At 63.4% G+C, this 22,541-nt stretch carries 21 protein-coding genes; 7 read left to right on the top strand and 14 right to left on the bottom strand.

Translation table 11 applies throughout. The features are described from left to right. Nucleotides 1–156 precede the first annotated feature (156 nt). The gene (locus LB552_RS10135) at nt 157–1,335 is read right to left on the bottom strand and encodes an MFS transporter (RefSeq protein WP_224604687.1); all 1,179 of its coding nucleotides are present in this window, start codon (nt 1,333–1,335) and stop codon (nt 157–159) included. 193 nt (nt 1,336–1,528) lie between these two features. Here LB552_RS10135 and LB552_RS10130 point away from each other — a divergent pair, with 193 nt between their 5' ends. The 4 genes from LB552_RS10130 to carB all read left to right on the top strand — a co-directional run bounded on the left by LB552_RS10130 (nt 1,529) and on the right by carB (nt 7,317). After that, on the top strand, nt 1,529–1,885 hold the full coding sequence (locus LB552_RS10130) for an ArsR/SmtB family transcription factor (protein WP_140838528.1): 357 nt from the start codon (nt 1,529–1,531) through the stop codon (nt 1,883–1,885). A gap of 37 nt (nt 1,886–1,922) precedes the next feature. Then, entirely contained in the window at nt 1,923–2,732 is an 810-nt protein-coding gene (locus tag LB552_RS10125; RefSeq protein WP_224604686.1) for a metallophosphoesterase family protein, read from the top strand. Beyond that, nucleotides 2,716–3,543: an SH3 domain-containing protein gene (locus LB552_RS10120; RefSeq protein ID WP_224604683.1), complete on the top strand. Its 828-nt coding sequence runs from the start codon at nt 2,716–2,718 to the stop codon at nt 3,541–3,543. Before LB552_RS10125 ends, LB552_RS10120 begins: the two co-directional genes overlap by 17 nt. Nucleotides 3,544–3,813: 270 nt before the next feature. Then, a complete protein-coding gene (carB, locus tag LB552_RS10115; RefSeq protein ID WP_224604679.1) occupies nt 3,814–7,317 on the top strand; it encodes a carbamoyl-phosphate synthase large subunit in 3,504 nt (1,167 codons plus the stop codon). Nucleotides 7,318–7,399: 82 nt separating this feature from the next. On the opposite strand, the gene LB552_RS10110 is transcribed toward carB, so the two are convergent. From LB552_RS10110 to LB552_RS10070, 9 genes are all read right to left on the bottom strand, one after another. Further along, nucleotides 7,400–8,980 carry an anti-phage dCTP deaminase gene (locus tag LB552_RS10110; protein WP_224604677.1) on the bottom strand — a complete coding sequence of 527 codons (1,581 nt, stop codon included), beginning with the start codon at nt 8,978–8,980 and terminating at the stop codon, nt 7,400–7,402. 312 nt (nt 8,981–9,292) lie between these two features. Next, on the bottom strand, nt 9,293–9,685 hold the full coding sequence (locus tag LB552_RS10105) for a RidA family protein (protein WP_224604676.1): 393 nt from the start codon (nt 9,683–9,685) through the stop codon (nt 9,293–9,295). A gap of 221 nt (nt 9,686–9,906) precedes the next feature. Continuing rightward, a complete protein-coding gene (locus tag LB552_RS10100) occupies nt 9,907–10,461 on the bottom strand; it encodes a DUF4142 domain-containing protein (RefSeq protein WP_224604673.1) in 555 nt (184 codons plus the stop codon). 113 nt (nt 10,462–10,574) lie between these two features. Continuing rightward, nucleotides 10,575–11,330: a DUF899 family protein gene (locus tag LB552_RS10095; RefSeq protein ID WP_224604668.1), complete on the bottom strand. Its 756-nt coding sequence runs from the start codon at nt 11,328–11,330 to the stop codon at nt 10,575–10,577. 114 nt (nt 11,331–11,444) lie between these two features. Beyond that, on the bottom strand, nt 11,445–12,269 hold the full coding sequence (locus LB552_RS10090; protein WP_224604665.1) for a carbohydrate ABC transporter permease: 825 nt from the start codon (nt 12,267–12,269) through the stop codon (nt 11,445–11,447). Nucleotide 12,270: 1 nt separating this feature from the next. Then, entirely contained in the window at nt 12,271–13,185 is a 915-nt protein-coding gene (locus tag LB552_RS10085; protein ID WP_224604662.1) for a carbohydrate ABC transporter permease, read from the bottom strand. 23 nt (nt 13,186–13,208) lie between these two features. Beyond that, nucleotides 13,209–14,465, bottom strand: coding sequence for an ABC transporter substrate-binding protein (locus LB552_RS10080; RefSeq protein WP_224604660.1), 1,257 nt, complete (start codon nt 14,463–14,465; stop codon nt 13,209–13,211). Between the two features lie 420 nt (nt 14,466–14,885). After that, nucleotides 14,886–15,383, bottom strand: a complete 498-nt coding sequence (locus LB552_RS10075; RefSeq protein WP_224604656.1) for a GNAT family N-acetyltransferase — start codon at nt 15,381–15,383, stop codon at nt 14,886–14,888. 35 nt (nt 15,384–15,418) lie between these two features. Continuing rightward, nucleotides 15,419–16,498 carry a transglycosylase SLT domain-containing protein gene (locus LB552_RS10070; protein ID WP_224604654.1) on the bottom strand — a complete coding sequence of 360 codons (1,080 nt, stop codon included), beginning with the start codon at nt 16,496–16,498 and terminating at the stop codon, nt 15,419–15,421. A 165-nt stretch (nt 16,499–16,663) separates the two neighbouring features. Between LB552_RS10070 and LB552_RS10065 the strand changes: the two genes are divergently transcribed. Beyond that, nucleotides 16,664–17,233, top strand: a complete 570-nt coding sequence (locus LB552_RS10065; protein WP_224543126.1) for a methylated-DNA--[protein]-cysteine S-methyltransferase — start codon at nt 16,664–16,666, stop codon at nt 17,231–17,233. An 11-nt stretch (nt 17,234–17,244) separates the two neighbouring features. Here LB552_RS10065 and LB552_RS10060 read toward each other — a convergent pair whose 3' ends face one another. Next, nucleotides 17,245–17,571, bottom strand: coding sequence for a hypothetical protein (locus LB552_RS10060; RefSeq protein ID WP_224604649.1), 327 nt, complete (start codon nt 17,569–17,571; stop codon nt 17,245–17,247). A 277-nt stretch (nt 17,572–17,848) separates the two neighbouring features. Between LB552_RS10060 and LB552_RS10055 the strand changes: the two genes are divergently transcribed. After that, the gene (locus tag LB552_RS10055) at nt 17,849–18,061 is read left to right on the top strand and encodes a cold-shock protein (protein ID WP_027168154.1); all 213 of its coding nucleotides are present in this window, start codon (nt 17,849–17,851) and stop codon (nt 18,059–18,061) included. Nucleotides 18,062–18,514: 453 nt separating this feature from the next. Here the strand turns inward: LB552_RS10055 and LB552_RS10050 are convergent, their stop codons facing one another. From LB552_RS10050 to LB552_RS10040, 3 genes are all read right to left on the bottom strand, one after another. Beyond that, on the bottom strand, nt 18,515–19,123 hold the full coding sequence (locus LB552_RS10050) for a glutathione S-transferase family protein (protein WP_224604647.1): 609 nt from the start codon (nt 19,121–19,123) through the stop codon (nt 18,515–18,517). A 191-nt stretch (nt 19,124–19,314) separates the two neighbouring features. Further along, nucleotides 19,315–20,175 carry an EAL domain-containing protein gene (locus LB552_RS10045; RefSeq protein WP_224604643.1) on the bottom strand — a complete coding sequence of 287 codons (861 nt, stop codon included), beginning with the start codon at nt 20,173–20,175 and terminating at the stop codon, nt 19,315–19,317. Beyond that, nucleotides 20,172–21,074, bottom strand: coding sequence for an EAL domain-containing protein (locus tag LB552_RS10040; protein WP_140838562.1), 903 nt, complete (start codon nt 21,072–21,074; stop codon nt 20,172–20,174). Before LB552_RS10040 ends, LB552_RS10045 begins: the two co-directional genes overlap by 4 nt. A gap of 219 nt (nt 21,075–21,293) precedes the next feature. Here LB552_RS10040 and LB552_RS10035 point away from each other — a divergent pair, with 219 nt between their 5' ends. Further along, entirely contained in the window at nt 21,294–22,496 is a 1,203-nt protein-coding gene (locus LB552_RS10035; RefSeq protein WP_224604640.1) for a pyridoxal phosphate-dependent aminotransferase, read from the top strand. Nucleotides 22,497–22,541 lie beyond the last annotated feature (45 nt).

The following is a 22,541-nucleotide window of genomic DNA, read 5'->3' as shown; positions in this document are numbered from 1 at the left end:
GATCGGGGGAGAGGTGGCTCGGCGAAGCCGAGACGGAGTGGGGGTCGACCAGCGCTACATAAGACAATGCATGCGCCCGCCGACTTGTCGGAAAACAGGCCTTGCCGAAGAAACGATCTCTGGCGCCAGACCGCCAATCAGTCTCTATGGGCAGCTTTATTCCGCCGGCATCGCCACGGGGCGGGCCAACATCCGGCCGGCAAGCACGACGCCCAGCCCGACGATCGGGAACACCGCCGCAATCAGGCCGAGATCGGCCGGGGCGCCGAAGCGCAGCACTGCGGCGCCAACCACCGCGCCCATGGCGACGCCCAGATAGAGCGCCGAGGCGTTGAGCGACAGCACGATCGGCGCAGCGTCGGGCGCCAGCTTGATGATGCGGCTCGCCTGCGCCGGCGGAAAAGCCCAGCCGACGATGCCCCACGGCACCATCATGGCCATCAGCGCCGGCCCGGCGATATGATGCGGCAGGAAGGTCGCGATCACCGAGAAGGTGGCGAGCACTGCGGCGGAGAGCGCCAGCGACCAGGCGACGGTTCGGGTGGCGCCGAAGCGGTCGGCGGCCTGCCCGCCGGCGATGTTGCCGATGACGGCGCCGACGCCGAAGGCGAGCAGCATGCCCGGCAGCGCGATCGGAGAGAGCCCGCCGCCTTCTATGGCCAAGGGCGCGATGAAGGCAAAGACCGTGAAGGCTCCGATCAGCGCCAGCACCGTGGTCAGCAGGATCGGCATCACGCCGGGCCGCACTGCCGCCGCCAGCCGCGCCCTCAGCGGCAGCTTGGTGCCGACGATGCCGCGCGGCAACCGGTACCACAGGATCGCACCGGCCAGCGCGCCGAGCCCGGCAATGGCGAAGAAAGTGCCGCGCCAGCCGGCAATGGCCGCTACCAGCGCGCCGAGCGGCGCGCCGACCGCAACCGCCACAGTGGTGCCGCCGACGACGACGGCGATGGCGCGCGCCCGGTGATGATCGTCGACCAGCGCCACCGCCGTGCCTTGCGCGGTCGCCGCGAACAGGCCGGACGACAGCGCCATGACGATGCGGGCGATCAAAAGCACCTCGAAGGAGGAACTGAGCGCGGCAGCAACATTGCCAAGGACGAAGAACACCAGCGTCCACAAGATGACGCGCCGCCGGTCCCATTCGCCGGTCAGCGTCGCCAGCACCGGCGCGCCGAACGCATAGGCGAGCGCGAAGGCGGTGATCAGCGAGCCGGCGAGCGGCACGGATATGCCGGCGTCAGTGGCGATGTCGGGAAGAAGGCTGGAGATGACGAAGCCTTCGGTCGAGATCGCGAACGATCCGAGCGCAAGCCAGAAGATCCGCTTGTCCATGGGGAATTGTCCTTAGTTCAAAAGTTATTGAACAATTGGACATAACAGGGCATGATGTCAACCGAGCCGGGATAAAATAGCTGAACCCTGCTGACAGCCCTGTGTCAGGACGGACCGAAAGGAAGAGGCTATGTCTGTCGGCAGAAAAGGAAGCCGCGTTGAAGTTCGTGCCGTTTGTGCTTAATTCTGGGCCATGAGCCTGCCCCATCCAACCGCCGACCAGATCAGCCTGCCGATCGTGCTCGCCGTGCTCGGCGACCCGACCCGGCTTGCCATTGTCCGCTATCTGGCTCGCAAGGAAGGCGTGCCGATGAACTGCAGCAAGTTCCTCGACCTCGCCTCCAAGACCAATCTCAGCTACCACCTCGCCAAGCTGCGCGAGGCGGGCGTCACCCGCAGCGAGGCTGCCGGCACCAGCCGGCTTATCACGCTGCGCCGCGACGACCTCGACAAGCGCTTTCCCGGCCTGCTCGACAGCGTGATCGCCGCGGCTGACGGCGACAAGGATCTGCCGGCGGTCGGCACCTCCGAGATGGAACTCGAGGCCTGATTGCGGCGCTGACGAAATTGCCTGTCATGGAGCTCTCATGCGCATCGCCGTAGTGGCCGACATCCACGGCAACGTGCTCGCCTTGGACGCTGTGCTCGACGATCTGAACCAGCGAGGCGGCGCCGACATCATCGTCAATCTCGGCGACTGCGTGTCTGGCCCGCTCTGGCCGCGCCAGACGATGGAACGGCTGCAGGCTCTCAATCTGCCGACGGTGCGCGGCAATCACGACCGCCGCGTCGCCCAGGACGTGGCCGATGAAGCCATGTGGCCGTCCGACCGCTACGCCCAGGAGCGGTTGACCGCGCCGCAGCGCGCGGCGTTGCTCGCCCTACCGCTCACATTGGAGATCGTGCCCGGCGTCATAGCCTTCCACGCCCGGCCGGACCATGACGAAAAATATCTTTCCGACGCCATTGTCGACGGCCAGTTGGTGCGCGCGCCGCTCGCCGCGATCAGGCGCCGGCTGAAGCCGCTCGATCCGGCCTGCCGCCTCGTGCTGTGCGGCCACAGCCATCGCAACGAGCTGATCCGCATCCCCGACGGTCCGGTCATCTTTAACCCCGGCAGCGTCGGCTGCCCCGCCTATGACGATGACACGCCGCCGGCGCATGTCTCCGAGCAAGGCTCGCCGCATGCCCGCTACGGCATCGTCGAACTGGACGTGCCCGGCCGCGCCGACCGCTTCGAGGCGATCGCGGTGGACTACGACCATGAAGCCGCCGCAAAGCACGCCGAACAGGCGGGACGGCCAGAATGGGCACACGCGCTGCGGACCGGATTTATGAGGATTGAGCGGAGTTCATATCCCGATCGAGCGGAGCCTATGCATGAAGCGCAGGGTTAGGCTCCCATCCACGCTGCTCTTCGTCGCTCCATTGCTGGCGGCGGCCCTGCCGGCCATGGCCCAGGATGCGCCGGGACCGATCGTTTCGATTATCGGCGGCCTGGCGCCGGACGATCTCCTCAACATCCGCGTCACCGCTTCGCCGAGTGGAAAGGTGGCGGCGCGGCTGCCCAACGGCACGGCCGTCAAGAATTTCGGCTGCAACGTCGTCAACGGCTATCCCTGGTGCAAGGTCGAGGATACGCAGGACGCGCATATCGTCGGTTGGGCGCCCGCCCGCTATCTCAGCCCCAACAACCCTGCGCCGGCGCCTGAAGATGCCGCCGCGCCGGCAACGGATGCAAACCTGCCACGGGAAGCCAACGCGCCCGAGTCTTCCGAAGAACCGCAGCCGGACATTGCGGCGCGCCTGGGCCGCAGCGAGCCGGCCGCTCCGCCAACGGCAATCGATATCAGCGCAATCGCCATGCGGGATGCCTACGCCCTCGCCTTCGCGGCCTCGGCAACCGCTCAGGCCGATGCCCCTGCCCCCGATGCCAGCGGCATCCCCTGCGCCCGCCATGTCGGCCAGCCGATGACCCGCTGCGAAATCAGTGTCGCGCATGAGGGCGGCGACAGCGTCGTGACCGTGACCTGGCCGGACGGCGGCACCCGCCTCATCAATTTCCACGACGGCAAGCCCGCCGGCTCCGACTCCTCCGACGAATTCCGCTTTACCCGCGAAGGCAGCCTCAACATGATCCGCATCGGCGTTTCCGAGCGCTTCGAGATCACGGACGCACTGGCGTTGGGTGCTGATACTGGGGAATAAGGCAGTAGGGCAGTAGGGAAGAGAGCCCCTACTGCCCTACTGCCCTACTGCCCTACTGCCCTACTGCCCTACTGCCCTACTGCCCTACTGCCCTACTGCCCTACTGCCCTACTCCCCTACTCCCCTACTCCCTCATTTTCGGGGTTACATCCGCCAAAACTCTTCCCTATAAGGCCCTCCTAGCCTGATACCAGAATCGCAAGCACAACCGGCCGGGTCCTTCCCGCCCGGTTTTTCGTGCAAGCTGCTCGCCGAACGGAACCCGTAGACATGCCAAGACGCACCGACATCAAGTCGATCCTGATCATCGGGGCCGGCCCCATCGTCATCGGCCAGGCTTGCGAGTTCGACTATTCCGGCACCCAGGCCTGCAAGGCGCTGAAGGAAGAGGGCTTCCGCGTCATCCTGGTCAACTCCAATCCGGCCACCATCATGACCGATCCGGAGCTGGCCGACGCCACCTATATCGAGCCGATCACGCCCGAAGTGGTGGCCAAGATCATCGCCAAGGAGCGGCCGGACGCGCTGCTGCCGACCATGGGTGGCCAGACTGCGCTCAACACCGCGCTGTCGCTGCGCCGCATGGGCGTGCTCGAGCGCTATCAAGTGGAGATGATCGGCGCCGACGCGGCCGCCATCGACAAGGCCGAGGACCGCGCGCTGTTCCGCGAGGCGATGAGCAAGATCGGGCTGGAGACGCCGAAGTCGATGCTGGCCAACGCCACCGACGTCAAGAACGCCGACCGCAAGACGCATGAGGCCGAGCGCGCCGCGCTGAAGGCCGAACATCCCGAAAACCTCGACGCTGCGCTCGATGCGCTGGAAACGCGCTGGAATCTCGGCGAAGGCGACCGCAAGCAGCGCTATATCAGCCATGCCATGGCGATCGCCGCCCAGGCGCTCGACCATGTCGGCCTTCCCGCCATCATCCGCCCCTCCTTCACCATGGGCGGTACCGGCGGCGGCATCGCCTACAACCGCGCCGAATTCTACGACATCGTCCAGTCCGGCCTCGACGCCTCGCCCACCACCGAGGTGCTGATCGAGGAGAGCGTGCTCGGCTGGAAGGAGTATGAGATGGAGGTCGTCCGCGACAAGGCGGACAATTGCATCATCATCTGCTCGATCGAGAACCTCGATCCGATGGGCGTGCACACCGGCGATTCCATCACCGTCGCGCCGGCGCTGACCTTGACCGACAAGGAATACCAGATGATGCGCAACGCCTCGATCGCGGTGCTGCGCGAGATCGGCGTCGAGACCGGCGGCTCCAACGTGCAGTTCGCCGTCAACCCGGCCGACGGCCGCCTGGTGGTCATCGAGATGAACCCGCGCGTCTCGCGCTCGTCGGCGCTTGCCTCGAAGGCCACCGGCTTCCCGATCGCCAAGGTCGCGGCGAAGCTTGCCGTCGGCTACACGCTGGACGAGCTGGAGAACGACATCACCGGCGGCGCGACGCCCGCCTCGTTCGAGCCGACCATCGACTATGTGGTGACGAAGATCCCGCGCTTCGCCTTCGAGAAATTCCCCGGCGCCGAGCCGGTGCTGACCACCGCCATGAAGTCGGTGGGCGAAGTGATGGCCATCGGCCGCACCTTCCAGGAATCGCTGCAGAAGGCTTTGCGCGGACTGGAAACCGGTCTCACCGGATTGGATGAGATCGAGATTCCGGGCCTTGGCCACGGGAGCACCGCCGCCAGCCATGCCGACGACCGCAACGCGATCCGCGCCGCGCTCGGCACGCCGACGCCGGACCGGCTGCGCATGGTGGCGCAGGCGATCCGCATGGGCACCTCGCTGGAAGACGTGCACGCCATGTGCAAGATCGACCCGTGGTTCCTCGAGCAGATCGCCGGCATCATCGCCATGGAGGAACGCGTCCGCGAGCACGGCCTGCCGCAGGATGCCGTCAATCTGCGCATGCTGAAGGCGATGGGTTTTTCCGATGCCCGCCTCGCGTCGCTGACGAAGACCGACGCGGAAGCGATTCAGAAGGCTAGGCAAAAGCTCGACGTTCATCCGGTCTACAAGCGCATCGACACCTGCGCGGCCGAATTCGCCTCGCCGACCGCCTATATGTACTCGACCTATGAAGTGCCCTTCGTCGGCGAGCCCGCCAACGAGGCGCGCGTGTCGTCGCGCAAGAAGGTCGTCATCCTCGGCGGCGGCCCGAACCGCATCGGCCAGGGCATCGAGTTCGACTATTGCTGCTGCCATGCCGCATTCGCGCTGCGCGACGCCGGCTATGAAGCGATCATGGTCAACTGCAACCCGGAGACGGTCTCGACCGACTACGACACCTCCGACCGGCTCTATTTCGATCCGCTGACGGCGGAAGACGTGCTGGAGATCCTGCGCGCCGAGCAGGCGTCCGGCGAGCTGGTCGGCGTCATCGTCCAGTTCGGCGGCCAGACGCCGCTGAAGCTGGCCGACGCGCTGGAGAAGGCCGGCATCCCGATCCTCGGCACCTCGCCCGACATGATTGACCTGGCGGAGGACCGCGACCGCTTCCAGAAGCTCTTGCATAAGCTCAACCTCAGCCAGCCGAAGAACGGCATCGCCTATTCGGTCGAGCAGGCGCGCCTCGTCGCCGGCGAGCTCGGCTTCCCGCTGGTGGTGCGCCCGTCCTATGTGCTCGGCGGCCGCGCCATGCAGATCATCCATGACGAAGGCATGCTGCAGACTTATCTGCTCGACACCGTGCCGGGCCTGGTGCCGGAAGACATCAAGCAGAAATACCCGAACGACAAGACCGGCCAGATCAACACGCTGCTGGGCAAGAACCCACTGCTGTTCGACACCTATCTCTCCGGCGCCATCGAAGTCGATGTCGATTGCCTGTGCGACGGCAAGGATACTTTCGTCTCCGGCATCCTGGAGCATATTGAGGAGGCCGGCATCCATTCGGGCGACTCGGCCTGCTCGCTGCCGGTGCACTCGCTGCCGTCGGACCTCGTCGACGAGCTGGAGCGCCAGACGGCGGCCTTGGCCCGCGCGCTCAATGTCGGCGGCCTGATGAACGTGCAATATGCGATCAAGGACGGCACGGTCTATGTGCTGGAGGTCAACCCCCGCGCCTCGCGCACCGTGCCCTTCGTCGCCAAGACCATCGGGCGTCCGATCGCCAAGATCGCCGCCCGCATCATGGCCGGCGAGACGCTGGAAAACGCCTTCGCCCATTACGGCGCCATGCCCGACGCGCGCAACCCGGGCCACATCGCGGTCAAGGAAGCCGTCTTCCCCTTCGCCCGTTTCCCCGGCGTCGACATCCTGCTCGGCCCGGAAATGCGCTCGACCGGCGAGGTCATGGGCCTCGACCGCGATTTCGCTTTGGCCTTCGCCAAGAGCCAGCTCGGAGCGGGTGTCGACCTGCCACGCTCCGGCACGCTCTTCGTCTCGGTGCGCGACGAGGACAAGAAGGGCATCCTGCCGGCTGTCAAACGCCTTGCCGGCCAAGGTTTTAAAGTGCTGGCCACCTCCGGCACCGCCCGCTTCCTCGCCGAGAACGGTGTGACGGCCGAGAAGATCAACAAGGTGCTGGAAGGCCGCCCCCACATCGAGGACGCCATCCGCAACCGCCAGGTCCAGATCGTCTTCAACACGACGGACGGCCAGAAGGCGGTCTCGGATTCGAAGTCGCTGCGCAGGGCGACGCTGATGCAGAAGGTGCCGTATTACACGACGCTGTCGGGAGCTGCGGCCGTGGCGGAAGCGATTGCTGCGCTAAGGGCGGGGAATTTGGAGGTGCGGCCGCTGCAGGAGTATTTTGCTTAGAAGAGCAGCTGACCTTGTGGAAGGGACTCCGGTACAGGTGCGCTGTCGGCCAGCCTTGTGAGTGCAGCGGAGGAATTGCCAATCAGTGGCCTATTTCAGCTTTGGTCTCCTGCTGATTTTCTAATTCGATGCCCAGCTCTTGCACCACTTTTTCAAGTGTTGAAAAAATTCCAGATTCCTCATTCCAGATATAGGAGGGCCCCTTATCCTCAAGCCGTGGCTTTGCACTATCCTCGTACCATTCCGAGAGCTGACCGCCGCCACCTCGCCGAGATGTCTTTTCAAAGATATCTCTATATCTCCTGGGAGATATTCCCACGAAATGCTCAAAAATAACTCTCTTTTCCTGACCGTCGTCTAGTGAGACGGAATCTTCATGCAATGAGAGCGCTTTACTCTTTGGGTATGGTTCAATAAATACAACTCTTCGAATTCCCGATGCGATAATGTGCTTAGCACAGTTATGACATGGAAATGTCGTAACGAATATTGTAGCTCCGGCGGTGGCTCTACCCGATCGAGCAGCATCGCATAGAGCCGTCATTTCAGCGTGCGTCATCCTGCCGAACTCCGTTATGTCCGAAATTGCAGCATCTTTGATGCGCTTACGGACATTCTCGTCTGAGTAAATCGTTGCAGCGGATGCTCCGTCCCTCAAAACCTGAGCGCCTTCGAGCGTGCGGAGAAAGTCAAAAATAATACGATTCTTCTCGGTGCGGTTGGCATCAATCCCGTCATCAAAATCTCGGTGGGGATCATCGTCTTCGGTCCAATAAGTCCCACCCCCGAACTTTGGAACCTCATTGCAACCAAGTGATATTACTTCGCCTCGCGTTGAAAATATCGCCGCACCAATTTGGCGAGAAAGGTCGATAGATCGAAGCGAGGCCGAGGCCGCCATATAAGCACCGTACTCATCCTTTGTCGGGCTTATCGAGTTTTTTCCGAAGAACGCAGATATGAAGCGGTCAGTCGTTCGTGAAATACTGTCCTCGTTTCGTCCGCTAATGAAGGCATCCCCCATGTGAAAGACTTCCTCAATACGTTGACCATGAATGTCTGAGCGCTCGCTCATGTCGGTCTCAACAAGGCTTTCAGCGTAGTCCGCGCATTGCTTTGGCGTTAAATTTGCATTGTTAAGCGCTATATCACGCTCAAGATTTTTCTTTCGATCTTTCTCGCTTAGATGGACAGATATTTGAATAAATTTCCGTCCATAAACTTTTCTAAGCAGTAGAATTTCTTCGGCTCTTTTCAATTGTCGAAGAATGTAGGCTGCGCGCTCGACGGGGCGCTTTGCGGCATCAGGCGATGGATCAACTTCTCTCCAATGGGCTTCACGACGATTTCGTATCTCATCGATCGCGAGCGCAGCGAGAGCGGCATCATTTTCACATTTCTTCCGGACCGCATTTGCGTATCGAATTTTTGATTCGTATTTTGCGACTGGGTTCGAACCGTCGTCGATCTCGATCCCATCGATTGCAATTTGGGACATCAAATCGGTCAATCGAATTGACTGTGGATTGTAACCAACTGAGACGAGCGCCTCGCGCAGTTTCTGTTCTACGATGCGCATGTTCACGCCGATTGGGCCGACCAGCCCAAAAACGAGTTCGGGCCAATCCGTTGACTCACTTAGCGCGTTGTCATTCGATGTCATGAGTTCCCCCCGGAACCGGACATTTAACTTGTCCGTTGAAACGAAAAGATTCATTAATAGGAATCACGGAGGAATCAACCGATGGCTCAAAATCAGCGAGGGGAAACTGTGACAAACACAAATGTTAAACAGCACTCCAGCCAGCTTCAAAGAAATCTGAGTCAGGTAGCTAAATCTCTAAGCGCGAGGCCACAAGAGCTACGTGGACCATTCGCCGTGCGATCGCAGTCGATGTCTTTGAAGGCGGCCTCGGGGAACGATAAAAAATAGGGATATTAGTTGCACTCCCGCGAAACGGTTGCGTCTAAAAGCTCACCCCACCGCAACGCACTCGATCTCGATATCGAACTCCATCGGCCAGGATGCCACCGGTACGAAACTCCGCGCCGGCGGGTTGGTCGAAAAGTACTTCGCGTAAACCCGGTTGATGGCGTTGTAGAAGCCGGAATTGACGGCGTAGATGCGCACCATCACCACCTTGTCCAGCGAGCTGCCGGCCGCTTCCAGGCAATGCTTCAGCGCCTTCAGCGACGCTTCGGTCTGCGTTTCGATGTCGCCGCGCACCATCTCGCCCGTCACCATGTCCACCGGCGGCGTCGCCGAGATGAACACGAAGCCGTTGGCCCGCACCGCCGTCGAGCACGGCAGGCCGAGCGAGCGCACCTTCGCCGACGTCACGGGTACTTCGATGACTTCCTTGTCCATGGCGGTCCTCCCTTGGTTGCGCGCGAGCTTATCGCGGCAGCTGGGGAACGCCAGCGATTTCCCTTCCCCCCTTGTGGGGGAAGGTGGATCGGCGCGCAGCGCCGAGACGGATGAGGGGTGCTCCAGCGGAGTGCGACGTCGGCATTCCCTGAAGCACCCCTCATCCGACCGAGCTTCGCTCGGCCACCTTCTCCCACAAGGGGAGAAGGGGGAAGGCCCCCTCACTGATGCGCGACCGCCAGTTCCTTCACGTGCTTCTCGTGCATCTTCAGCACCGGCAGCGTTTTCTTGGCGAATTCCTTCATCGCCGGGTCGTCGCCGGATTTGGCGTAGGTGGAAAACAGCGCCACCGCATCCTTATGCGCGTCGGCCTGCATCTTGATGTATTTGGCGTCGAACTCCTTGCCGCTCGCCGCCTTCAAGTCGTCGAGCAACTGCTGCTCCTTCGGCTGCAGCGCAGGGCCGGCCGGCTTGATCGATGCCGTGGTCTGGCCTTGGCTGAGCGCCGCCTTGAAATCCTCCGCCGCCTTGCTGTGATCCTTGATCATCTGCGCGGCGAAAGTCTTGACGTCGGCCGACGCCGACTTCTCTTGCGCCAGCTTGCTCGACTCGATCTCGAACATGTTGGCATTCGGCACGGTGGTGACGAAGGTTTGTGTGTCGACCTTGTTCTCGGTCACCATCGGTCCCACGGCGTCTGAATTGTCCGATTGGGCGAACGCGGCGGGCGCGCCGGCAAGAAGCGCGACGGCGACCAGGGGCAGCAGCGTTTTCATCTCGATCTCCGATCCGAAACAGCCCCTCCGCCTTCCCCAACGCGGCACCGGCCCCAGGGTTGCCTAAGAGGTTGCCTCGAAAGAAGCGCGCGGGCTGAGCGCCCGCATCGCCATCAGTGGCAGTGCGCGCCGGCGGCGTGCCCGGCATATTGCAGCTGCTCGTGCCAGTTCGGCCGGCCTTCGGGCGTGAAATCCATCAGGTTCCACAGGATCTCGCAGGTGCCGATGCCGCGCGGATCCTGTCCCGGGTCCGATGGCGCGAAGTCTAGCTCCGACGACCAGAAATGGCGTATGCCGTCACCATCGCGGTGGAACACCGAAAGCAGCGGTATCTGCGCGCCCTCGGCCGTCTCGGAATTGTAGTCGCGCTTGAAAGGATTGCCAGCCGACGAGACGAGCCGCATGTTTCGCCAGCCGCGGTCGCGGCCGAGCGCTAGCAGATTGTCGAGCGCGGTCTTCGCCACCACGGCGAAGTTGAAGCCCGCCGCTTCGAGATGGCCGATCGCGCCGTCGAACTGGTCGAGCAGGGCCGTGCAGGACGGGCATGGCTGGTCCTGCCGGGCAAGCTTCGCCGTCTCGCCGCCTTTCGCCACCTCGCGCGTCTCCTGCGGGTGACGCGGGAACATCATCTGATAGAGGATCAGCGTATCCTTGCCCGGCGCGAACAGGTCCGACAGCTTGACTTTCGCCGTCTGGCCCTGGTCGTCCAGGGCGTCGAACACATAGTCCTGCGAAACCAAACCGCCCGGCGGCAAAGCGCGCCTTGCCTCCGCCACCGCTTCCATGGCACGGCGCAGCTCGATTTCCTTGCGCAGCAATTTTTCGCGCGCGGTGCGATATTTGGCGGATTCATTGGGAAAGGTGATCATGATCGTCTCCTGGCGCCGGCGTCCCGGCGCGGTTGCTCTACGATCCAAGGACGGCTCGCCGCGACCTGATCCGACATTTCGGCACACGCTTTCCGGTCACTTTTCGCGTCGCATCTAGCCTTTGACGCCGCCGGCAGTGAGACCCGACACGATCCTGCGCTGGAAGACGAGCACCAGCACCACCAGCGGCACGGTGACGATCACCGAGGCGGCCATGATGTTGCCCCACGGAATCTCGAACTGCGAATTGCCGGAGAGCAGCGCGATCGCCACCGGCACGGTGCGCTGCGTGTTCGTGGAGGTGAAGGTGAGCGCGAACAGGAACTCGTTCCAGGCGCTGATGAAGGCAAGCAGCCCGGTGGTGGCGAGCGCCGGCCACATCAGCGGCAGGAAGATGCGCGTGAGGATGGTCCATGGTCCGGCGCCGTCGAGGATCGCCGCTTCCTCGATCTCGACCGGCAGGTCGCGCACGAAAGTGGTGAGCACCCAGACGGTGAACGGCAGTGTGAAGATCATGTAGGACAGGATAAGCGCCAGTAGCGAATTGTAGAGATGCAGCGCCCGGATGATCTCGAACAGCCCGGCAAGTGCCGCGACCTGCGGAAACATCGAGACCGACAGGATGGCCAGCATCAGCGTCGAGCGCCCGCGGAAACGGATGCGCGCCAGCGCATAGGCCGCGGTGACGCCGAGCAGCAGCGAGACCGCCACGACCGCGCCGGAGACGATCAGCGAATTGACGAGATTGCGCAGGAAGGGACCTTCGGTCAGCACGTTGCGGTAATTGGCAAGGCTGAACGATTGCGGCCACAGGCCTGCCTGGAACAGCTCTGTTCCCGATTTCAGGCTGGTGACGATTGCGTAGTAGAACGGAAACACCGCGACGAAAACGATCGCCAGGAGCAGCAGGTAGAAGCCGGCGCGCTTCAGCATCTTCATGTCAGCGCCCTCCGTCGAAACTCAGCCGGCCGATGCGGATATAGGCGATGGTGAGCAGGCCGATGATCAGGAAAAGCAGCGTCGAGGCGGCGGAGCCATAGGCGAACTTGTCGAATTCGAACAGGTTCTCGCGCGCGAAGATCGACATCGACTTGGTCTGCACATTGTTCGGCGTCAGCACGTAGATCAGGTCGAAGATGCGCAGCGCGTCAAGCGCGCGGAAGATCACCGCCACCATCACCGCCGGCCGGATCAGCGGCAAGGTCACCCGCCAGAAGATCTGCCACGGGTTCGCGCCGTCGAGCTTCGCCACCTCGATAATCTCGCGCGGCAGCATCTGCAGGGCCGCCAGGATCAGCAGCGCCATGAACGGCGTCGTCTTCCAGATATCGACGATCAGCACGGCGATCATCGCGGTATCGGCATTGGCGGTCCAGGCGATCTTGGTGTCGATCAGGCCGAGATTGAGAAGCGCGACATTGATGATGCCGAACTGGTCGTTGAGCATCCACTGCCACATCTTGGCCGAGACGATGGTCGGGATCGCCCAGGGGATCAGGATCGCGGCCCGCACGATGCCGCGCCCGGGAAATTCGGCATTGAGGGCGAGGGCGACGATCATGCCCAGCACCGTCTCGCAGGCCACCGACACCACGGCAAAGCGCACCGTGTTCCACACCGCGCGCCACCAGACCGGATCGACGAGCAACCCGTCATAGAGCAGGCGGCCGCTCGGCAGGCGCAGCACCGAAAAGTAATTGTCGAAGCCCACCCATTGCCGCGCGTCGAGGTCCGCCAGCGAAGCATCGGTGAAACCGTAATAGACCGTGCGCAGGAACGGCCAGCCGGCGACGGCGGCGAGCACGAGAAGCATCGGCGCCAGAAACAGCCAGGCCGTGCGGACGCGTCGACGCATCAGCGGCGATCGCCTTGCCGCGCTCACCAGCCCTTGCCTTTCAGCCTGGTCAGCCTCGCGTCGAGATCGGCCAGATTCTCGGCGGCGGTTCCGTTGCCGGAGATCGTGTTGTGCACGGCCGTCCAGAACTGGCTGGATGCCTCGTTGTATTTGATCCTGGCGGTTGCCGAGGGACGCGGCTGCGCGTTGAGAAAGATCTCTTTCCAGCGCGGCACGATCGGCTGCTGCCGGGCGATGTCGGGGTCGTCATAGAGCGCTGCGATGGTCGGCAGGTTGGACGTCTTCAGCGTTCGGTATTTCTGCATCTCGCGCGACGCGATGAACTTGACCAGGTCGATCGCGGCGGCGGGATATTTCGAATATTTGGAGACGGCAAGGTTCCAGCCGCCGAGTGTGGCGACCGGCCGCCCGCCTTCGCCGGCCGGCAGCGGCGCCACGTCGAACTTGCCTTTGATCGGTGAATTCTCGCTGTTGCCGAGCGCATAGGCATAGGGCCAATTGCGCATGAAGACTGCATTGCCGGTCTGCCAGACCCCGCGCGTTTCTTCCTCCTGATAGGCGAGCACGCCCGGCGGCGCTATCGTGCCGATCCAGCCCTTGACCATGTCGAGCGCCGCGGCCGCCTTTGGATTGTCGATGGAGATTTCACCGTCCGGCTCGATGATCCGACCGCCGCCATTCGACATCACCCATTCGAGCGCGTTGCAGGTCAGCCCCTCATAGGCGTTGCCCTGGAAGACGAAGCCCCAGATGTCCTTGTTGCCGGCCGCCCGCTCCTTGTTCATCACGAGCTTGGCGGTATCGGCGAGCTCCTTCCAGGTGGTCGGAACCTTGGCGCCGTATTTGTCGAGCAGATCCTTGCGGTAATAGAGCGCCGGCGCGTCGGTGAAGATCGGCAGCGCGACGAGCCTGCCGTTGACCGTCTGCGATTGGATGATCGACGGGAAATGCTCTCCCACCACATCCCTTGTCGCCTTGGTCAGGTCGACCAGTTGGCTGGCAAGCTGCGGCGCCCAGATCACGTCGGTCTGGTAGACGTCGATATCGCTGCTGCCGGCGGCAAGCCAGAGCCGGTATTGGCCGAACTGGTCGGTGGTCGAAGGCGGAATGACGACGATATCGACCTTGTTGCCGCTCTTCTTCTCGTAACGATCGAGTATCTCGCGCAGCACCTTGATGCCGTTGCCGGTATCGCCCGACACGATCGACAGTTCCACGGCTCGCGCTTGAACAGCGCCGAGCAGGATGCCGGCGGCCAGGAATGCTGAAGCGAGCTTCACGGGATTGCGGACCTCCCTGCGCGACCGGCGACGCATAGGTCGCGGCTCATCAAGGCCCCTGCGTTGAATGCGCGACGCCGCTTAGGGTTCCCGCGTTGTGCGTGGCCGACCGGGCCAGCAGGTCGGTGAAGCCGATCTCGGTGGCTCGCCGCGTCGGCGGCCCGTTCCGTCCGCCTCGCTTCACGCAAAGCGGACGGGCTCCGAAACCCCCGCCCCGGAGCCCGCCTGGGAGTGGCTGACGCATGCCGGCACAGCCTCCTCCGACGCCTTGCCCGCGTCGATCCGCCGATCGGCCGCCCGGCACGACGACGCATTAGCATGCCCTAACGTCAGCCTATGTGAAGGAGTTCACAATGTCCGGGCGCAGGCGATTGCAACGCCGCGCCGGGAGCCTCCGATCCGGCCCGCCGTGCTTTGGCGTCAGCCTTCCCAGTCGACCGGGATCATGCCGAGCCGCTCGTAGAGCCTGAAGGCCGCGGTGTTCTTCACAATATTAGTCTTGAGATCGACATGGGTCGCCCCGCGCTCGCGAAAGGTCAGGAACACCTGCCGCATCAGCGCCTCGCCGAGGCCCTGCCGTCTCGATTCCGGATGGACGGCGAGATCCTTGACGAAACCGGATGTCCAGCAGAGCGCCGCGCCCGCCAGCAGCCCCTTGCCGTCGATCGCCAGGAAACAGAGAGCGGGATTGAACTCCGCATCGCCGGCAATGCGCGGCCACCACTCGTCGAACGTCCCGTCGGCGCCGTCATCGAACACCTCTTCCAGCAGCGCGTGCAAGGCTGGCGCGTCCCGGTGCTCGAACGCGCGCATGACGAAACCCTGCGGCCAGTGCGGCGCGGTGAGCGTGTCGTCGAGCAGCTTGCGCAGGCGGATGTCGTTGGCAGCCGGCGGACGGGGAATTGTGTTTTCATGCATGGCGCTGTCTCGAAACGCCGCGCGGGACCGTCCGCTCAGGCGTCGGGTGGCAGGCGGTGCCGCTTGCGGTCGGAGCCAAGCCCCGTCGCCTCGAGCAGGCCCTTGCGCTTGGCGTCGTAGTAGTAACCGGTCTGGTAGAGCGTGTCGGCCCGCTTAGCGTTGCCGCCCGAAACCAGCCAGGCGCCGCGCAGATATTTCACCGCGTATTTGAGGTTGGTCTCGGCGTCGAACAGGCCGGCCGCCGGCCCGTCATAGCCCATGCCGCGCGCCGTCGCGTGCTTGATCTGCATCAGCCCCCAATGGCCATGATTGTAGGCTTTCGGGTTGAAGGTGCTCTCGCGGTTCACGACATGGCGCACGAGCTCGACCGGCACTTCATAGATCGCCGAATATTTCTCGATCAGCCGCTCGATCTCGCCGCGCGGGCCGCTGGCGTGCTGCTCGGGCTGGCCGGGTGCCGCCAGCAGCGCCGGGTTGTCCGGCGCCACATAAGCAACCTGTTGGACCCCCGGCATCGGGGCGACTTTCGCCGATTGGCCGGTGACCGGCATGGCCATGCCCGCGGTCGTATAGACCGCCGCGCGGCTGATCGACGCCGCTTGCTTGATGGATCCAGGGCCGGTCGGCGAGCCGCCGGCCGTCAGCACCGGCGGCGGCGGAAACTGGCCGGCTATCGGCGTCGCTCCGGCGAAAGCCGCAGGCTGAGCCAGCGCCGCGGCGGGCGCGCCGGGCTGGACAGGCGGCGGCAACAGCGCGCTTTGCGTCGCGGGCGCGCTTTGCGTCGCGGGCGCGCTTTGCGTCGCAGGCGCGCCTTGCGTCGCGGGCGCGCCTTGCATCGCCAATGCGCTTTGCGTCGCGGGCGCCCCTGGCGTGGTCGCCATGGCGACGGCATCGCCAGCCAGCGCGGCAGTCTGCACCTGCGCGAGGCCAGAAGGCTCCGGCAGCACGGCCACCGTTTCGGGCAGCGCGAGCGTCGGCGTATCATCCGCGACGGCCGGCGTCGAGGCTTCCGCGAGCGCGGGCGCGGCCTTCATCTGCGAGGTCGAGGTACAGCCGCTGAGACCAGCAGCGGCTACGAGCACGCTGAGCGCGGTGAATATGATTTTAGCTGGCAAGCCGTGCGGGTCCGGTTTGTCGGTTGTTAAGGAGTCCTTACACCAGCGATTCACACCCGGCAATCGGGGCCACCCGGCGGTTTTCGGGTGGCGACAACAGGGCCGAAGTGCCATATTGTTCTGGATATGTACTCGTTTTTCGCTGTTTTGCCGAAGGAATACGCCATGAAACCCACATCCCAGATCACGGCCGGCCACGCAGTGTTAGAAACAGTGATCGGCTTCATGGGCATTGCCTGGAGCGAGAAGGGCCTGATCCGGCTTTGCCTGCCGGAGCGCAGCCGCGAAGCGGTCGAGCGCCGGCTGCTTCGCCACCCCGGCGTCTCAGCCTCGACAGACCAGCCGTCCTGGGTGGTCGATCTGATCGCCAAGATCAAGGCCTATGCGGCCGGCGAGGACGTCGACTTCTCGAGCGTGCCGGTCGATCTCGACGGCGTCGACGATTTCCGCCTCGCCATCTACGACGCGGCTCGCAAGCTCGGCTTCGGCGAGACCACCACCTATGGCGAACTGGCCAAGCGCGCCGGCCATGCGGGCCTTCCGCGCGAAACGGGCGCGGCGCTCGGCGCCAATCCGGTGCCGCTGGTCATTCCGTGCCATCGCATCCTGGCGGCCGGCGGCAAGATCGGCGGCTTCTCCGCTCCGGGCGGCTCGGCCACCAAGGAAAGGATGCTGGCCATGGAAGGCGTTCGCGTCGGCCCGCCGCCGGCGGCGCAGGCCTCGTTCGGTTTCTAAGGCGCTGCGTATCAGTCCTGCAGGAACCGGCGGCGGAAACGCCGCTCGAAATCCGGACGCTTGCAGACATAGACCATGCAGGACCGGGTGTCGGCGCTCGGCACGTAGGCGCGTGCCCTCACTTCGCCCGCGTTGCAGAAACGCTCGTCGCGCACATAGCGGTCGTAGAGCGGCAGCCCCGGCACGCGCGTCGACTGGTAGCGCAGGATGACGGCGCCCTGTCTGGCGATCGTCGCCTGCACCCGGTCGCAGCTCATGCGCGTCGGATCGTAGCGCGTCACCGCCTGCGCTTCCGCGGCCAGCAGCAGGAAGCAGGCGGCAGGCAGAATGGCTTTCATGGCTTCTCTCCTCTGAAGGGCAAGCATCCCATCCGTTCACAACGCGGCATCGCTGTCAAAACTTCCTGCTTGTATTCCGCTCGATCCGGGATGCGGGGCAGCGTCCAGGCAACCCATCTTGTTTTCTTGCTCAAACTATCCTATATCCGCAGCATTGAATTTGGCCGATCGATCGGGCCGCGATCTTCGCGTTTGCTGACGTCTATCTCCAAAATTTCGATACCGCCGGCCGGACGTTGGTCCGGTCAAACAAAAGCAAATGTGAAGGGCATTCTATATGGCAACTGGTACGGTCAAGTGGTTCAACGCCACCAAGGGCTACGGCTTCATCCAGCCTGACAATGGCGGCGCGGACGTTTTCGTCCACATCTCCGCTGTCGAGCGCGCTGGCATGACGAGCCTGGCTGAAGGCCAGAAAATCAACTTCGAGATCGAGCAGGACCGCCGCACCGGCAAGTCCGCTGCTGGCTCTCTTAGCAAGGCAGCCTGATTTGGCTTAAGCATTTTGCGGCAGGCTTTACGGCCAGCGACGCAAAATGCGACTAAGTAAGGCGCGCACCGGGCGAAGGTTCGGGGCGCGTGGCAAGTCACGGATGTACTGACGGTCGCGCGAGAAGCGCGCCGGAGCGAAAAGACCCGACAAGCTGGAACAGCAGATAGCTGCCGGCCCGGACCAGACGCTCCCGATCAGGCTACCGGCAGAGGAAGGCGGGCATTGCCCGCCTTTTTTGTTGCCTGGATTTTGGCGAGTTGCCTCCTTCTCCCCGTTCACGGGGAGAAGTGCCCGGCAGGGCGATGAGGGGCAGCGCCAACGTTTCAGGGCTGTCATTTTGGCTGACTTAGTAAGGTCGGCGCAGCCCCTCATCTGGCTGCCGCCATCTTCTCCCTGTGAACGGGGAGAAGGAAGCTGTCCCCCAGCCTTTCGCCGATCGCCGGCGCTGCCTTAAGGCATCCACTCGATCGGCACATGCCCCTTGTCCGCCTCGACGCGCTTCAGCCAGGCGGCGACCGCCGGATAGGCGTCGAGCTGAAAGCCGCCCATCCCGGCGGTGTGGGTATAGGCGTATAAGGCGATGTCGGCGACGCTATAGGCGCTGCCTGCGAAAAATTCGTTCCGCTCCAGATGCTGGTTCATCACGCCGAGCGCCTTGTTGCCTCGCTCCAGCGTCTGCGCCAGCCGTTCCGGCGTGGCGTCCTTCGCCCGTCCCGGAAAAGTCAAAAGCGCCTTGCGCACCGCGATATAGGGCTCGTGGCTGTATTGCTCGAAGAACAGCCATTGGTAAGCCAGCGCGCGTTCATACTTGTCAGTCGGCAGGAAGCGCGTGCCTTCGGCAAGATAGAGCAGGATGGCGTTGCTCTCGGCGATACGCCTGCCGTCGTCGAGCTCGAGCATCGGCACCATCGCGTTCGGATTCTTGGCGACGTAGTCTGGTTTGCGCGTCTCGCCGGTATGCGAGCTCACCTCGACCCGGGTGAAAGGAATGCCGAGCTTGGCCATCAACAGCCGCGGCTTGTAGCAATTGCCGCTGTCGGCCATGTCGTAAAGGATCATCGCACATACCTCGCGCGTCGCCTGAAGCTCATTTCAGCACGGCTCTAACGCGCCCAGGCGAGACCATCCAGTGATTTGTTTTCAAGAAGAACCATCAGCGACGCTGATATTTTTTCGCGTCTGCATTAGCGATGCTGATGCGCCTTTTGGATCGAGCATCAGCGATGCTGATGCGTCTTTTGGATCGAGCATCAGCGATGCTGATGCAGGGGCACGACCTTGTTGCCGGCGTCGATGAGAGCGTCGATGGAAAGCGGTTCTTCCTTGAAGACCGTGCCGGCGAGCGCCGGGCGGGCGAGATGGAAGCCTTGCAGCAGGTCGACGCCGCCCTCGAGCGCGACGCGCAAGTGCTGTGCATTCTCGATGCCCTCGACCAGCACTTTGGCGCCGCGCTCGTGCAGCATCGCCACCAACGGCCGGAAGAAGCGTTCGGCGGCGGCATGGCGGCAGAGCTCGCCAAACCAGGCGCCATCGATCTTGACGATGTCGGGTGCAAGCAGATCGATGCGCGCTTCGGTCGAATGCCCCGTGCCGAAATCGTCGATGGCGATGCGGATGCCGTCGCGCCGCATTTCGCGCACCAGGCTGGCAAGAACCTGGTCGTCGGCTGCCTGTTCGGTGATCTCGCAGACCAGCAGGCTGGGCTCAAGCTCCAGATCGCCGAGATGCCTGGTCATCAGCCGGATCTCGGCGAGCGCACGTCCGAGATGATCGTTGATGGTCGGATTATAGTTGAAGAACAGCGTCAATCCCTCGACGCCGATGTTGCGATAATTGCCGAGATGCAGCATCCGGCACATCGTTTCGACAAACAGAAGGTCGGACGCGGGAATGCTGCCGAAGAAGACCGAAGCGGCTACCGGCTGCGCGACGCGGCGCGGCTCGATCAGCCCCTCGACGGCGACGGCTCTGAGCACCCTGCCCTCCGGCGCGAAAATCGGCTGATAGGCGCTCCACAGCCGGTACTCGCCATAGACGCCGAACTGGAGGCCGATCTCGTCGGCGAAGATCGCCTCGGCGACGTTGCGCCGCCTGTCTGGTTGTCCGCTCATGGCGCGACCTTGCGCCCGAACACCCTTGCCGGCCGTCCGTGCAGCGTTGGGGCCGCCGGGCTTGCGGCGGCCGGTGCCTTGCTGTCTTCGCTCGAAGGCTGCTGCGCGCCCTTGCCGAAGACGCGAAAGCTGGTGGGGGCAAGTTCCGGCCGGGCAAGCACGTAGCCCTGCACCATGGAGGCGCCGGACCTCTCGGCGAGCTCCAACTGCCAGCCTTCCTCGATACCTTCGAAGACGGTGCGGATGCCCTGGTTCTCGAAACTTTGCACCATCGCCGTCAGCAAGGCGAAGCCGGCGCCGGACTCCATCAGATGGGTGATCCAATTCGCATCGAATTTGACGATGTCTGGCTTGAGTTCCTTGATCCGATTGATGTCGGAATCATCGGCGCCATAGTCGTCCACCGCGATGCTGAAGCCATTGGCCCTCAGCGCCTCGACAAAGCCGTAGAGCGCTTCCTGCGAAGCCGATTTCTGCTCGGTGACCTCGCAGACGATGCGGCGCGGATCGATGCCGGCTTCATGCAGCACCAGCCGCATGTCGCGCAGGGCCTTGTCGGCGATGTGACGATCGGTGAAGACCGACGGGTCGAAATTGACGAAGATGGAGGCCTCTTGCGGCAGGCAGGCGCCGGCGTTCAGAAGATGCAGCGTGCGTGTCAGCGCCTCGATATGCAGCCGGTCGGCTGCCGGGCAGGTGCCGAAAAATGTCCCCGGCGACTGCGGCTCGCCATCGCGGAACGGCCGGATCAGCCCTTCGAAAGCGACGACCGAGAGCTTGCCCTCCTTGAAGGCGAAGATCGGCTGGAACGCGCTCTGCAACGTATAGATGCCCCAGACACCGGTCGAGGTGCCGTCATCATGACGGATGATGTGGGCGAGCCCGATGCTGCGCGACAAGGTTTCTCGCTCCGCGAATAGTCGCAATCCGATCTGCGATCCTGCCAGCCAAGGGTTTACCGGCCGTTGATGAATTTAGCGTTGCCGCTCACGCAGGCCGACTTTGGTCACGCCTCCTTGACCTCTGGCTCATCGCACAATGCTTGCGCTCCGCGCGATGATGCGACATGAGAGGCGCCGCGGCCGCTCCTGGCCGCTTTTCCTAGGAGACATTTCGTCATGGCCTTTCTCGCCGACGCCCTTTCCCGCGTTAAGCCTTCCGCGACCATCGCGGTGACGCAGAAAGCGCGCGAGCTGAAAAATGCCGGCCGTGACGTGATCGGCCTCGGCGCCGGCGAGCCGGACTTCGATACGCCCGACAACATCAAGAATGCGGCGATCGAGGCGATCCGCCGCGGCGAGACCAAATATCCGCCGGTTTCCGGCATCGTGCCGCTGCGCGAGGCGATCGCGAAAAAATTCAAGCGCGAGAACAATCTCGACTACCGGCCGGAGCAGACCATCGTCGGCACCGGCGGCAAGCAGATCCTGTTCAACGCCTTCATGGCGACGCTGAACCCGGGCGACGAGGTCATCATCCCGCGCCCCTACTGGGTGAGCTATCCCGAAATGGTGGCGATCTGCGGCGGCACATCGGTGTTCGCCGACACCTCGATCGACAACGGCTTCAAGCTGACGGCGGAAGTGCTGGAAAAGGCGATCACGCCGAAGACCAAATGGCTGTTGATGAACTCGCCGTCGAACCCGTCGGGCGCCGCCTACACGGAGGCCGAGCTGCGGGCGCTGGCCGACGTGCTGCTCAGGCATCCGCATGTCTGGACGTTGACCGACGACATGTATGAGCACCTGACCTATGGCGATTTCGTCTTCAAGACCATCGCCGAGGTCGAGCCGAACCTCTATGAGCGCACGCTGACCATGAACGGCGTATCGAAAGCCTATGCCATGACCGGCTGGCGCATCGGCTATGCCGCCGGCCCGGTGCCGCTGATCAAGGCGATGGACATGATCCAGGGCCAGCAGACCTCGGGCGCCTGCACCATCGCGCAATGGGCTTCGGTCGAGGCGCTCAACGGACCGCAGGATTTCATCGCCAGGAACAAGGCGATCTTCCAGGGCCGGCGCGACCTTGTGGTCTCGATGCTCAACCAGGCGCGCGGCATCTCCTGCCCGTCGCCGGAAGGCGCCTTCTACGTCTACCCGTCCTGCGCCCAGCTGATCGGCAAGAAGACCAAGACGGGCAAGGTGATCGACAATGACGAGACCTTCTGCTCCGAACTGCTGGAGGCCGAAGGTGTCGCGGTGGTGTTCGGCTCGGCCTTCGGCCTCGGACCGAACTTCCGCATCTCCTACGCCACGTCGGATGCCTTGCTGGAAGAAGCCTGCACGCGCATCCAGCGCTTTACCGCGTCGCTGACCTGATCGGCCGCCCGGCCGGCCAGCAAGAAAAACCCGGCGCCGCGCCGG

The organism is Mesorhizobium sp. CA7 (assembly GCF_020165015.1).
Taxonomy (GTDB): domain Bacteria; phylum Pseudomonadota; class Alphaproteobacteria; order Rhizobiales; family Rhizobiaceae; genus Mesorhizobium.
The sequence above is the reverse complement of the archived record's forward strand: the minus strand, read 5'-3'. Positions and strand labels throughout refer to the sequence as shown.

Coding starts and splice junctions, on each gene's coding strand:
- LB552_RS10045 (WP_224604643.1), bottom strand. CDS start 20,175: ATGAGCGGACAACCAGACAGGCGGCGCAACGTCGCCGAGGCGATCTTC.
- LB552_RS10105 (WP_224604676.1), bottom strand. CDS start 9,685: ATGGACAAGGAAGTCATCGAAGTACCCGTGACGTCGGCGAAGGTGCGC.
- LB552_RS10055 (WP_027168154.1), top strand. CDS start 17,849: ATGGCAACTGGTACGGTCAAGTGGTTCAACGCCACCAAGGGCTACGGC.
- LB552_RS10135 (WP_224604687.1), bottom strand. CDS start 1,335: ATGGACAAGCGGATCTTCTGGCTTGCGCTCGGATCGTTCGCGATCTCG.
- LB552_RS10065 (WP_224543126.1), top strand. CDS start 16,664: ATGAAACCCACATCCCAGATCACGGCCGGCCACGCAGTGTTAGAAACA.
- LB552_RS10130 (WP_140838528.1), top strand. CDS start 1,529: ATGAGCCTGCCCCATCCAACCGCCGACCAGATCAGCCTGCCGATCGTG.
- LB552_RS10100 (WP_224604673.1), bottom strand. CDS start 10,461: ATGAAAACGCTGCTGCCCCTGGTCGCCGTCGCGCTTCTTGCCGGCGCG.
- carB (WP_224604679.1), top strand. CDS start 3,814: ATGCCAAGACGCACCGACATCAAGTCGATCCTGATCATCGGGGCCGGC.
- LB552_RS10075 (WP_224604656.1), bottom strand. CDS start 15,383: ATGCATGAAAACACAATTCCCCGTCCGCCGGCTGCCAACGACATCCGC.
- LB552_RS10120 (WP_224604683.1), top strand. CDS start 2,716: ATGAAGCGCAGGGTTAGGCTCCCATCCACGCTGCTCTTCGTCGCTCCA.
- LB552_RS10085 (WP_224604662.1), bottom strand. CDS start 13,185: ATGCGTCGACGCGTCCGCACGGCCTGGCTGTTTCTGGCGCCGATGCTT.
- LB552_RS10095 (WP_224604668.1), bottom strand. CDS start 11,330: ATGATCACCTTTCCCAATGAATCCGCCAAATATCGCACCGCGCGCGAA.
- LB552_RS10125 (WP_224604686.1), top strand. CDS start 1,923: ATGCGCATCGCCGTAGTGGCCGACATCCACGGCAACGTGCTCGCCTTG.
- LB552_RS10090 (WP_224604665.1), bottom strand. CDS start 12,269: ATGAAGATGCTGAAGCGCGCCGGCTTCTACCTGCTGCTCCTGGCGATC.
- LB552_RS10035 (WP_224604640.1), top strand. CDS start 21,294: ATGGCCTTTCTCGCCGACGCCCTTTCCCGCGTTAAGCCTTCCGCGACC.
- LB552_RS10060 (WP_224604649.1), bottom strand. CDS start 17,571: ATGAAAGCCATTCTGCCTGCCGCCTGCTTCCTGCTGCTGGCCGCGGAA.
- LB552_RS10050 (WP_224604647.1), bottom strand. CDS start 19,123: ATGATCCTTTACGACATGGCCGACAGCGGCAATTGCTACAAGCCGCGG.
- LB552_RS10110 (WP_224604677.1), bottom strand. CDS start 8,980: ATGACATCGAATGACAACGCGCTAAGTGAGTCAACGGATTGGCCCGAA.